General features: G+C 69.3%; 5 protein-coding genes. 4 read left to right on the top strand and 1 reads right to left on the bottom strand.

Translation table 11 applies throughout. The features are described from left to right. Positions 1 to 14: 14 nt before the first annotated feature. The 4 genes from AC1DDO_RS13035 (at position 15) to AC1DDO_RS13020 (ending at position 11,892) form a co-directional block, all read left to right on the top strand. Complete coding sequence (locus tag AC1DDO_RS13035; RefSeq protein WP_476971990.1) at positions 15 to 3,515, top strand: PKD domain-containing protein; 3,501 nt, start codon at positions 15 to 17, stop codon at positions 3,513 to 3,515. Between the two features lie 30 nt (positions 3,516 to 3,545). Further along, complete coding sequence (locus tag AC1DDO_RS13030; RefSeq protein WP_476972068.1) at positions 3,546 to 7,370, top strand: PKD domain-containing protein; 3,825 nt, start codon at positions 3,546 to 3,548, stop codon at positions 7,368 to 7,370. An 88-nt stretch (positions 7,371 to 7,458) separates the two neighbouring features. Then, positions 7,459 to 10,056: a PKD domain-containing protein gene (locus AC1DDO_RS13025; RefSeq protein WP_476971989.1), complete on the top strand. Its 2,598-nt coding sequence runs from the start codon at positions 7,459 to 7,461 to the stop codon at positions 10,054 to 10,056. A 99-nt stretch (positions 10,057 to 10,155) separates the two neighbouring features. Next, complete coding sequence (locus AC1DDO_RS13020; protein WP_476971988.1) at positions 10,156 to 11,892, top strand: YncE family protein; 1,737 nt, start codon at positions 10,156 to 10,158, stop codon at positions 11,890 to 11,892. A 96-nt stretch (positions 11,893 to 11,988) separates the two neighbouring features. On the opposite strand, the gene AC1DDO_RS13015 is transcribed toward AC1DDO_RS13020, so the two are convergent. Next, positions 11,989 to 13,041, bottom strand: coding sequence for a right-handed parallel beta-helix repeat-containing protein (locus tag AC1DDO_RS13015; RefSeq protein ID WP_476971987.1), 1,053 nt, complete (start codon positions 13,039 to 13,041; stop codon positions 11,989 to 11,991). Positions 13,042 to 13,403 lie beyond the last annotated feature (362 nt).

Genomic DNA, 13,403 nt, shown 5'->3' with positions numbered 1-13,403 from the left:
GGATGCTGGCGCTGATGCTGGCCGCCGCCGTCGCGCTGTCACTGGGGCTGCTCGGCAGCCAGCCGGCCGCGGCGGACACCGCCCCCGCGGACCCCGCCAACCCGGCCACGCCCGTCACCGTGTCCGCCGACGGCCTGCCCACCGCCCAGATCAACGGCGTCGCCTGGGCCCAGGTCATCATCGGCAACACGGTGTTCGTCGGCGGCAATTTCACCGAGGCGCGGCCCGCGGGCGCTGCTGCCGGCAATGGCACCGTCCCGCGGAACAACATCCTGGCCTATAACCTCACCACCGGTGAGCTGCTGAGCACGTTCACGCCCAGCTTCAACGGCGAGGTGACCGCACTGGCAGCCTCCCCGGACGGATCACGGCTGTACGTCGGCGGCGCGTTTACCGCATACAACGGCTCCACCGTGTGGCGGGCAGTCGCCCTGAACCCGGGCACCGGAGCCCTGATCACCAGCTTCCTGCCCCGCATGTCCGCGTCGGTCCGCTCGATCGTGGCGACCTCCACCACGGTGTACCTCGGCGGCCTGTTCAACGCCGTCGGCTCCGTCACCCGCGACAAGCTCGCCGCGGTGAGCGCCTCCAACGCCGCGCTCCTGCCCTGGAACCCGGTTGCCGCCGGCGGCCGGGTCAACGCCATGACCCTCTCCCCGGACGGCGCGAGCATGGTGGTGGGCGGTGCCTTCACCTCCATTAACGGCTCCAGCAGCCCCGGCTACGGCGTGGCCAAGGTGGACACGTCCCTGGGCGCCGTCCTGCCCTTCCAGATCAACGCCATCGCCCGCAACGGCGCCACCACCGGCGCCATCACCACCCTCGCGTCCGACGGTGTCAACGTCTACGGCGCCGGGTACACCTTTGGCCGCAGCAGCACGCTGGAGGGAATGTTCTCCGTCAAATGGGCGGACGACTCCACCACCTGGCTCGAGGACTGCCACGGGGACACCTATTCGATCCAGCCGATGGGGGATGCCGTCTACCTGGCCGGCCATGCGCACTTCTGCGGAAACATCGGTGCGTTCCCCCAGGCCGAGCCCTGGCAGTTCAACCGCGGCATCGCCTTCAGCAAGAAGGCCACCGGCACGGTGACCGCCGAAAGCCACGGCTACACCGACTTCGCCGGTAACCCGTCGCCGTCGCTGCTGAACTGGTTCCCGATCCTGGACGCCGGCACCTTCACCGGCCAGGACCAGGGCGCCTGGACAATTGCCGGCAACAACGACTACATCGTGATGGCCGGCGAATTCACCACCATCAACAACCAGCCCCAGCAGGGACTGACCAGGTTCCCGCGGACCGGACTCTCGCCGAACCTGCGCGGGCCGCGCCTGACCGGTGTGAACTTCAACCCGACGCTCTCCAGCCCGTCCGCCGGCACCGTGCGGGTCCGCTGGCAGGCCAACTGGGACCAGGACAACGAGAACCTCACGTATGAGGTCCGGCGCAACGGCGCCGTCATCTCCACGGTCACCCAGGCTTCCACCTTCTGGCGGCGGCCGGGCATGACGTTCCTGGACTCCGGCCTGACCCCCGGCCAGAGCTACGGCTACCGTATCTTCGCCCGGGACGCCTTCGGCAACGAGGCCCGCAGCGAGACTGTCTCCATCACCGTCCCCGGTTCCGTCACGGCACCGGGCAGCTACGCCCAGCAGGTGCTGGCCGACAAGCCCGGCAACTACTGGCGCCTCGGCGATACCGGCGGGGCCACCGGCGTGGACCTCGCGGGCAAGGACGATTTGATCGGCCGGCCGGGCGTGAGCTTCGGCGCCGCGGGCGCAATGACCGGAGACTCGGACACTGCCGCCACGTTCAACGCCACCACAGACGGGGTGGCCAGCAGCCCGACGCTCTCCGCCCGCCCGCAGGTGTTCAGCACCGAGGCGTGGTTCCGGACCGGCACCAACCAAGGCGGCCAGATCATCGGCTTCGGCAACTCGCAGACAGGCGTATCCGCTGACTACGACCGGAACGTCTACATGGACAACAGCGGCCGGATCTACTTCGGCGTCCGCCCGACAGGCGGCAGCGGAGCCGCCTCCCGGATCACCGTCAACACCACCAAGACCTTCAGCGACAACCAATGGCACCACGTCGTTGCCACGCTGGGTCCCAACGGGATGCAACTGTTCCTCGACGGCGTCCTGGCGGCAGGGCGGACCGACACCACCTCGGCGTGGCCCATCGACGGGTTCTGGCGCATCGGCGGCGACAACCTGACCAGCTGGCCCAGCCGTCCGACGAGCCGGTACCTCAACGGCCAGATCGACGACGTCGCCATCTACCCCACCGTGCTCCCAATGTCCCGGGTCCAGGCGCACTTTGTGGCCTCCGGCCGAACGGTCAGCGCCCCTCCCGCGGCACCGGTGGCCGGGTTCACGTCCACCGCCAACGGACTCACGGCCTCAGTAGACGGGACCACGTCCTCGGACGCCAACGGACCCATCGCCGCCTACGCCTGGGACTTCGGCGACGGCGGCACCGGCACCGGGGTCACGGCCCAGCACACCTACGCGGCAGGCGGCACCTACACGGTGCGGCTGACGGTAACGGACAACACCGGAAACACCGCCACGGTCGTCCGCTCCGTGACCGTGGTGGCTCCGCCGGCAAACGTGGCCCCGACAGCCGCGTTCACCTCAACCGCTGCCAACCTGGCCGTCTCCTTCAACGGCACCGGATCCTCGGATCCGGACGGGACCATCACCGGCTACGCCTGGACCTTCGGGGACGCGAGTACCGGAACCGGGGCGACGGCGTCGCACACCTATGCCAATGCCGGAACCTACACCGTCACCCTGACGGTGACCGACGACGACGGCGCCACGGGCACGCTCAGCAAGGCGGTCACCGTCACGGCCCCGGCGTCCAACACCGTGGTCGCTGCGGACGCCTTCGGGCGGGCCGTCACCGGAGGCTTCGGCACGGCGGACACCGGAGGGGCCTGGACGCTCTCGGGAGGCAACACCAACTTCGCCGTCAACAATGGTTCCGGGGCTGTGACCCTCGGGGCCGCCGGAGCCAGCCGGAGCGCGTTCCTGAACGCGGTGTCCACCGCGGCCTTCGACGGGACGGTCACGGTGTTCGCCGACAAGATTGCCGACGGCGGCGGCATGTTCGCCTCACTGCTCGGCCGGCGGGCGAACAACAACGACTACCGGGCCAAGATCAAGGTCGGCAGCAACGGCGCCGTGTCCTTGTACCTGACCCGGGTCATCAACAACGCCGAGACGACCATCGCCGGGCCCCTGGCGATTGCCGGTTTGACCCTGGCCGCCAACGATCCCGTGATCATCCGGCTCAGCCTGACCGGCACCGCCCCGACGGCGCTCAGCGCGAAGGTCTGGCGGGCGTCGGCGGCCGAACCGGTGGCGTGGCAGCTCAACGCGAGCGACTCGACGGCGGAACTCCAGGTGGCTGGCGGTGCAGGACTCGTCGGGTACCTCTCAGGATCGTCCACCAACGTCCCGGTGGTGTTGCGCTTCGACACCTTCGCCGTGAAGATCCCGTAGGCCACGGGGAACGGGGGAGGGCTTGTGACGATGCTGAAGCCACAACACGGGCCGGCCGCGGCCGGCGGCGGCCGGACCCGGCGAAGGGTCCCGCGACGGCTGCTGGAAAAGGTCGTGGCAGCCTTCGCGGCATCGGCACTTGCACTCTCCCTGGGACTGGCGGCAGTGGCCCCGGCGGCGGCGGACAGCGCCCCGCCGGACCCGGCCGATCCCGCCAACCCGGCCACGGTGACCGCGGATGCCTTGCCGACTGTCCAGATCGACGGCGTCGTCTGGCAACAGGTGGTCGTCGGCAACACCGTCTACGCGGCCGGGAGCTTCGGCACCGCCCGGCCGGCGGGCTCGCCGGCCGGGACCAACACCGTGGTCCGCCGCAACATCCTGGCCTACAACCTCACCACCGGCGAACTGCTTCCTTTTGCCCCCGCGCTGAACGCCCAGGCGTACAGCATCGCCGCCTCGCCGGACGGTTCCAGGATCTACGTCGGCGGTGACTTCACCACCGTCAACGGCGCCACCGTCTGGCGGGTCGCCGCCCTTGACCCCGGCACGGGGGCGCTCCTTCCCTCCTTCCTTCCCAAGGTCGCCGCCAGCGTCCGGGCGATCGTGCCGACGGCCGGAACTGTCTACCTTGGCGGGCTGTTCACCGCGGTGGGTTCAGTCGCGCGCAGCCGGCTCGCCGCCGTGCAGGCCAGCAACGGCGCCCTGACGGACTGGGCGCCCTCGGCGGAAGGAGGCAGGGTCAACGCCCTGGCCCTCGCGCCGGACGGGACCCGCATGGTGGTCGGCGGCGCCTTCACCACGCTCAACGGCTCCGCCAACCCCGGCTACGGGCTCGCCGCCGTGGACACTGTCAACGGCGGGCTCCTGCCGTGGGCCGTCAACGGGCGCGTGCGTAACGCCGGACTCAACTCCGCCATCACGAGCCTGAGCGGGGACGCCGAGAACGTCTACGCGACCGGCTACGTTTTCGGTGCGGGCGGCAATCTCGAAGGGACGGTCGCCGCCGGCTGGAACGGCGGCCAGATCACCTGGCTGGAGGACTGCCACGGCGACACGTACGCCGTCTATCCGGCCGGGGACACCATCTACAAGGTGGGCCACGCCCACTACTGCGGCAACATCGGCGGCTACCCGCAAACCGAGCCATGGACCTTCCAACGCGGCGTCGCGTTCAGCAAAGCCGCCACCGGCACCATCATCCGGGACCCGCTCGGCTACGCCAACTGGGCCGGGCTGCCTTCGCCCTCCCTGCTCAACTGGTTCCCGGCCCTGGACACCGGCACGTACACCGGCCAGAACCAGGGGGCCTGGGCCGTCACCGGCGACGGGCAGTACGTGGTCCTCGGCGGCGAATTCACCACCGTCAACGGCACACGCCAGCAGGGCCTGGTCCGCTTCACTGTCAGGGACAAGGCACCCAACACCCGCGGCCCGGCCCTCAGCGGCGCGCGCAGCACCCCGACCCTGAGCTCGCCCGCCGCCGGGACAGTGCGCGTGCGCTGGCAGGCCAACCATGACCCGGACAATGTCCGGCTCACCTACCGCGTGATCCGCGACGGTATCACCGCCACACCCGCCTACACCGTCACCCAGGACAGCACCTTCTGGAAACGGCCCGGGTTGAGCTACCTCGATTCCGGGCTGGTGCCGGGCCAGACCTACAGGTACCGGATCTTCGCCACGGACCCGCTCGGCAACGAGTCCCGGTCCGACACCGTTTCCATCACGGCCGCGGCCTCCACGCCCGCCAGCGGCTATGCCGACGCCATCCAGGCCGACCGCCCGGTAAGTTTCTGGCGCTTCAACGACCCTGCCGGACCCATCCTGGTGGATTCGGCCAACGCCGGGGACCTCACCGCCGCTGCCGGTGCCGGGCTGCGGGCCGACGGCGCCGTCGTCGCAGAAGCGACCGGCGCCGGAACCTTTGACGGCACCGTCAACGGAGTCGCCGCCGACAACGGATACCAGCGCGCACCGGACGTGTTTACCGCTGAAGCGTGGGTCAGGACCAGCAGCACGGCGGGCGGGAAGATCATCGGATTCGGCAACGTTGCCAGCGGCACGTCCCGGGTCACCGACCGGAACGTCTACATGGACGACGCCGGCCGGATCTACTTCGGCCTGTGGAACGGGGCCGTCAGGAGTATCAACAGCAACGCCGGGTTCAACGACGGCCAATGGCACCAGGTCACCGCCAGCCTCAGCGGCGGCGGCATGTTCCTCTACATCGACGGTGTCCGGGCCGCCTTCCGCACCGACGTCACCTCGGGCAGGGTCTTCGACGGGTACTGGCGCGTCGGGTCGGACCTGGTGGGAACCTGGCCGAGCCAGCCCAGCAGCGGCAGCCTCAAGGGCGACATCGACGAAGTCGCCCTCTATCCCGCGGCGCTCGGCCTCCAGCAGGTCCAGAACCACTACCGCGCTTCCGGCCGCCCACTGACCGTCCCGGCCACGCCACCGACGGCGGCCTTCACCTCCTCGATCACCTACCTCAATGTCAGCGCCGACGCCTCCGGATCCTCGGACCCGAACGGCCCCATCGCGTCCTACAGCTGGGCGTACGGCGACGGGAGCACCGGCACGGGCGTCACCACCCAGCACACCTACGCGGCTCCCGGTTCCTACACCGTCCGCCTGACCGTGACCGACGGCGACGGCAACTCCGCGAGCACCACCCGAACGGTCACGGCCACGGCCCCGCCGGGCAACCAACCGCCCGTGGCAGCGTTCACCTCGACCACCAGCAAGCTCACAGCGAGCCTGGACGCGTCCTCGTCCGCCGACCCGGACGGCACCATCACCTCCTACGCCTGGGACTTCGGCGACTCCGGCACGGGAACCGGGAAAACCGCCTCCCACAGCTACCTCAGCGGCGGAACCTATACGGTCACCCTGACCGTCACCGACAACAGCGGCGCCGCTGGCACCAGCGCCGCACAGGTTTCGGTGCAGCCGAACCAGGCGCCGTCCGCCCAGTTCACCGCCACCGTCACCAACCGCACGGCAGCCTTCGACGCCGCCGGGACACAGGACCCGGACGGCACCATCGCGTCCTACGCCTGGGACTTCGGCGACGCCGCCACAGGCGCCGGGGCCGCGCCATCGCACACCTACGCCGCGGCCGGCAGCTACGACGTCGTCTTGACAGTGCTGGACAACGACGGCGCCGCCGGCACCCTCACCAAAACAGTCACGGTGACAGACCCGGCGCCGAACCAGGCCCTCGCCGCCGACGCCTTCGGACGCACCTCAGCCCAGGGCTGGGGCACGGCGGACACCGGAGGGGCCTGGACGGTCACAGGCACTGCGGGCAGCTACGCCGTGGGCTCAGGGGCCGGTTCCATGGCGCTGGGAGCAGCAGGGGTCCAGCGCCTGGCCTACCTGTCCGGGGTCTCGGCCGCGGCAGCCGATGTCCAGGTCAAGACCTCGACGGACAAGATCGCCAGCGGCGGCGGCATGTTCCTGGGCATCATCGGGCGGAAGGCCGGGGCAGACGAGTACCGGGCCAAACTCAAGATCTCGGCGACCGGGAGCACCACGCTTTATCTGACCATGCTCGTCGGCGGCACGGAAACCACCTTGCAGGCCATCGCCGTCCCCGGCCTGACGGTGGCCGCCGGCGACCAGCTGCGGCTGCGGATGACCGTGACCGGTTCCGCGCCGGCCGCCCTCCGGGCGAAGGTCTGGAGGGATGGCGCTACCGAACCGGCAGCGTGGCTCGTAACGGCCGGCGACGCCTCCGCCTCGCTCCAGGGCGCCGGTTCGGCCGGGCTGATGTCCTTCCTGTGGAGCACCGCGGGCAACGCGCCCGTGCAGGCAAGGTTCGACGATTTCGAGGTGCGCCTCAACTGACATCTGCTGGCAAAAAAGCGGGCCAAAGAGACTGCGGGTGGGCCGGGCTGGGGAGGGGAAAACCTGTAGTCCAGACGAAGGGACGAGCATGACGTGGGGATCAGAAGCCGGCACCGGGTCCACTGCGGCGCCCGGCACCACCAGCCGGCCCGTCCACCGCGCCGCGGCGCTGGCGGGTGCCTTGGCCCTTTCCCTGCTCCTGTTCGTCGCCGCGGCCCTCGTGGGGGCACCCCGCGGGATCACCGATTCGGCGCCCGTTGACCCGAACGACCCCAGAACGCCGGTGACCGTCACGGCGGACAGCCTCCCCACTGTCCAGCACGACGGCGTGGCGTGGCAATCGGCCGTGATCGGCAACACCGTCTACGTGGTCGGCAAGTTCAACAATGCCCGCCCCTTCGGCGCGGCCGCCGGGACGCAACTGAGCGCCCGGGCCAACATCCTGGCCTTCGACATCACCACGGGGCGGCTCATCACTGGCTTCGCGCCGGTCCTGAACGCCCAGGCGCTCGCCGTCGCGCCGTCGCCGGACGGATCGCGGCTGTACATCGGCGGGGATTTCACCACCGTCAACGGCGTGCAGCGCCTGCGGGTGGCCGCCCTGGACCCCGTGACGGGTGCCCTGATCAGTTCTTTCGCGCCGAAGATGAACGCCTCCGTCCGGGCCATCGCGGCATCGGCCGGGACGGTGTGGATGGGCGGCACCTTCACAGGCGTCGGAACTGCCGGCCGTTCGCGGCTCGCCGCCGTCAGCGCCGCGAACGGGGCACTGTTGCCGTGGGCCCCGGTTGCCGCGGGCGGCAAGGTCAACGCCCTGGCCCTCTCTCCCGAGGGAACCCGGGTGGTGGCCGGCGGCGCGTTCACCACGCTGAACACCTCGTCCCGTCCGGGCTACGGGCTCGGCATGGTCGACGCCGTCACCGGCACCAACCTGCCGCTGCAGGCCAATGACGTGGTCCGCGACGCCGGAACGGACTCGGCCGTGCTCTCGCTCTCCACGGACGGCACGAGCTTCTACGGCACCGGCTACATCTTCGGCACCGGCGGCAACCTGGAGGGCGCGTTCGCGGCCAACTGGTCCGACGGCCGGATCAAGTGGGTGGAGGACTGCCATGGCGATTCCTACGGGGCCTTCGCCACCGATACTGCCGTCTATGTCGCCGGCCATCCGCACTACTGCGGCAACCTGGGGGGATTCCCTGAGGTCACGCCGCGCGTCTGGCACCGGGCCGTCTCCTTCGGAAAAGCCGCAACGGGGACCCTGACGGCCGACCCGCTCGGCTACCCGTCCTTCACCGGCCAGCCTGCGCCGTCGCTGTTGAACTGGTTCCCGGACATGGACACCGGAACTGCCAGCGGCCAAAGCCAGGGACCTTGGGCCGTGACCGGCAACAACACGTATGTGGTGATGGTGGGGGAGTTCCGCAACGTCAACCAGCAGCCGCAGCAGGGCATGGCCCGGTTCGCGCGCCGGGATGCGGCGCCCAACCTGCAGGGCCCGCGCGTCACCGGGGCAGCGTTCGTGCCCACCCTTTCCAGCCCCGGCGCCGGACAGGTCCGCGTGCAGTGGCAGGCCAACTGGGACCGCGACAATTCGAACCTCAGCTACAGTGTCCTGCGCGACGGGAACCCCGTGCCGGTCCACACGGTCACCGCGCAGTCCACCTTCTGGCAGCGCCCCACCCTGGTGTTCTCCGACGCCGGACTCACCGCCGGTGCGCACAGCTACCGGATCGCAGTCCGGGATCCGCTGGGAAGTACCACTACGGGCGACTCCGGCAGCATCACCATCGCGGGTTCCACCGGCACCCCGCCGATGGCCGCCTTCACTGCCGGCACCACGGGGTTGACCGTCAACGTCGACGCCGCAGCTTCCTCGGACCCCGGCGGCTCGATCACGGGCTACTCGTGGACGTTCGGCGATGGCGCCACCGCCAGCGGCGTCACGGCGTCGCACAGCTACGCGGCTTCCGGCACGTACACGGTGACCCTGACCGTGACGGACAACAGCGGCGCCACGGGCACCACCAGCCAAGCCGTCACCGTCATGTCCAGCGGGGTGATGGCGCAGGACGCCTTTGGCCGGACCCTGGCGTCGGGCTGGGGAACGGCGGACTCCGGCGGGGCATGGTCGCTGAACGGCTCGGCGTCGTTCTTCTCGGTGGCCGGAGGGCAGGGAACCATGAACCTGGCCGCAGGCCGGGGCCCGTCAGCGTTCCTGCCGTCGGTCTCGACCGCGGCCAGCAACTCGCTTGTGACGGTATCGCTGGACAAGATTGGCGACGGAGGCGGCACTTACCTGGGCGTGATCGGACGGCGTGTGGGCACGGCCGAGTACCGCGGCAAGGTCAAGGTCGCCTCGAACGGGGCCACTACCGTCCAACTGACCCGGCTCGCCGGCGGCGCGGAGACGGTGCTGGGGCAGTTCGCCCCGGGAATCACGCTCGCGGCCGGCCAGCAGCTGCAGCTGCGGGTGGAGGTCTTCGGGGCCGCACCCACCACGATCCGGGCCAAGACCTGGCGGACGGGAACCGAGGAGCCGGGCACATGGGCCGTCACGGCCACCGACTCCACCGCCGGCCTGCAGGGCGCGGGATCGGTGGGGCTGCTGTCCTACCTCTCCAGTTCCGCGACCAACGCGCCGGTGCTGGCACGTTTCGACAACCTCCAGGTGCCGCCCAACTGACGCGGCGATCGGAAGGGACCACCGGGAGGGCCGGGAACGGGCAGCTGCGAACCGGCAAGTCACCCAAGGAATGCCGAAGCCGAGCGAAGGAGGACACTGATGTCCTGGATGATTGGGGGCGCGACCGCGCTTGACGCACACGGAGAGCTGCCCCGGAGAACTTTTAGGCTGCCTCGCTGGTGGCACCGCTTGCCGGCCGCGGCCCGGGCCTGGCGGGCGGTTGCCAGTGCTGTACTGGCCGCGGCCCTGGCTTTTACGGTGGCCCCGGGCGCCAGCGCCGACTCCGCGCCGGCCGATCCAAGCCTTCCCTCGAGTCCTGTCACCGTGACGGCGGATTCCCTGCCGACGGTGCAGGTTGACGGGGTGGTCTGGCAGCAGGCCGTCATCGCGAACACGGTGTACGCCGTAGGCAAATTCAGCACAGCCCGCCCCGCCGGCGCCGCGGCCGGCACACAGACCACGCCGCGGAACAACATCCTGGCGTTCAGCCTGACTACCGGAAAGCTCATTACCAGCTTCACGGCGTCCCTCAACGCCCAAGGCCTGGCGGTGACGGCGTCCCCGGACCGCAAACGCCTCTACGTTGGAGGAGACTTCACCCAGGTCAACGGTCATGCAGCGCGGAAAGTCGTGGCCCTGGACCCCGCGACAGGGGCCGTGATTCCAGGCTGGGCGCCGCCCATGTCCGGGTCCGTCCGGGCGATCGTGGCCACGCCGGACACGGTCTTCTTGGGCGGCTCGTTCACCGCCGTCGGATCCGCCGCGAGATCGCGGCTGGCGGCGGTCCGCGCCTCCGACGGCGGCCTGCTGGCCTGGAAGCCCGCGGCCGGCGGCGGACGGGTCAACGCCCTGGTCCTGGCTCCTGACCGCAGCAAGCTGGTTGTCGGAGGGGCTTTCACCACACTGAACGGCAGCAGCGAACCAGGCTTCGGCCTCGGGGCAGTGGACGCGGCCACCGGAAAGAACCGGGCAACCCCTGCCAACAAAATCGTGCGGAACGCCGGGACCTACGCGGGCATCACGTCCCTCTCCAGCGACGGCACCAGCTGGTACGGGACGGCATTCATCCTCATTGACAGCGGCGGCACCGGAAACCTCGAGGGATCGTTTGCCGCGAACTGGTCCGACCTCGCCATCAAATGGATCGATGACTGCAGCGGTGACTCCTACAGTACCTTTGCCAGCAACACCGCCGTCTATAAAGCCGGGCACTCGCACGACTGCGGGAAGATCGGGGGCTTCCCGGAAACCGCTACGCGGTCCTATCAGCGGGCGCTCGCCTACAGCAAGGCAGCGACCGGGACCTTCACCCGGCCCAGTTCACGACTTCCGAGCTTCATCGGCCAACCCATGCCGACGCTGCTGGTCTGGTTCCCGGACATGGATACCGGGACGGCCACGGGCCAGAACCAGGGCCCGTGGACGGTTGCCGGAAACGACCAATACGTGGTGATGGGCGGCGAATTCCGCAACGTCAACCTGCGCGGACAGCAGGGGCTGGCACGCTTTGCCGTCAGCAGCCTCGCCCCGAACAAGGAAGGTCCGAGGTCCTCGGCCGCGTCCACCAACCCGGTGCTGACATCGCCGTCCGCCGGGGCGATCAACATCAGCTGGCAGGCGAACTGGGACCGTGACAATTCCAGGCTCAGCTACAGGCTGTTCCGGGACGGGACGGTCATCAGTACCCGGACGGTCTCGTCCCGGTTTTGGTATCGGCCCACGATCCAGCAACTCGACATGGTGCCGCCCGGGAGCGCCCATGAGTACAAGCTGGTGGTCACCGATACGTTCGGCAATACCAAGACGTCCCCGGCTGTGAGCCTGAGAGCCAAGTGAGACACAAAACGGGCCGGATCCGTTGCGGATCCGGCCCGTTTCAGGACCCGGCCAGGGCTTTGAATCCCGCCAGGGAATCCTAGGAGGCAGGGGATCCTAGGAGTTGTAGCGGATGCCGCTGGTCTTTCCTTCCACCAGCATGCCCTGGGTGTCGGCCCAGCGGTTGCTGGTGGTCAGGCCGGCCACGGTGCTTGCGGCGCGGTTGATAACCCGGATGGGGTACTTCGAGCCGTTGCCGAAGTCGAACTGGTTGCGGCCGAGCTTGTTGTTCGAGACCGTGACAGTGATGTTCGAGTACTTGCCGTTGTCGATGTTGATGGACGTCTGGCCATCATCCACCCAGTTCTTATCGACCACGACGTTGGCGAGCTTGGCGACGTTCTGCTGCAGCATGATGCCAATTCCCGCGTGGGTGCCGCGCGGGTTCGGTGCGCTGCCGGGGCCGGGCTTGGAGTTGGCCACGATGTTGTTGCCGACGATGCGGATGTTCTGGCCGCCCTGGACCTGGATGCCGTCATTGTGCGTGCCGTCGCTGTGGGCGGGGTCGTTGGACCAATAAGTCAGCCCGTGGATGTAGTTGCCTTCGGCCGTCACGTTGGCGGTCACCGGGCCGCCGGGACGGTTGAAGATGCCCAGGCCGTCGTTGGAGCCCTGGATGTGGTTCCGCCGGGCCGTGTAATCGTGGCCGACGATGCCGTCGCGGTAGTAGGACGGGCTGTCCGGGATGATCGTGCTGTCCTGGACCACGAGGTTCACAACAGCGGCGCTGTTGGCGTCGACGACGCCGGTGTTGGCCTTCGGGATCGCCTTGCCGCCGTGCAGCCGGCTGTTCTTGATGACCACGTTCTTGGCCCGGACCTTGATGTCGCCGTAGATGTCCAGTCCGTCCAGGACCGTGCCGTCCTGGGTGATGACGAGGTCCGCGCCGGAGGTGTTGTAGGGCTTCAGCGCCGTTCCGGCCGGAACCCCGGTGGTGGACACGGTCGGCTGGTAGGACCCGATGGTCAGCGCGGCGGGCGCCATTGCGGGCGCCGCCTGGACGGCCGGTGCCGCGGACATGGCCAGGGCAGTGATTGTCACTGCCGCGGCGCCGGCGGCATATGTTGCGCGGACGTTCTTGCGCTGGATTTTCTTCGAGCCAATGGCCATAGTGTCAAAACCTCTGTTGTCTAGCTATCCGGGCACGGGGAATCGCACGGACATAGCGGAAGTGGCGGGAGGCCCGCGAGGGCCTGTCTGCCGGCGGCGTGGAGACCGCGCCGGTATGTTGCCTGGTGCATGGTCAGCGCAAGTAGTGCTCGTGGGGCCCGGGTGGCTGCGACCCGGGCGAGGCACGGGCGGACCCGTAGCTCTCGCGGCTGACTTACCGGGAGGCGTTCCCCGACCCCGGCGTCTGTGCAGACACGCTAGTCGAGGTCCCCACAGTGTTGCAAATTGATAACTTCGATTCATGGGGCATTCCAACTTGATCACGCCCGGGCGCGTCGCTTGCGACACGCCGAAAAATTCCC

It is taken from the genome of Arthrobacter sp. 10N43 (assembly GCF_056394525.1).
This window is presented reverse-complemented; position numbering and strand designations above follow the sequence as displayed.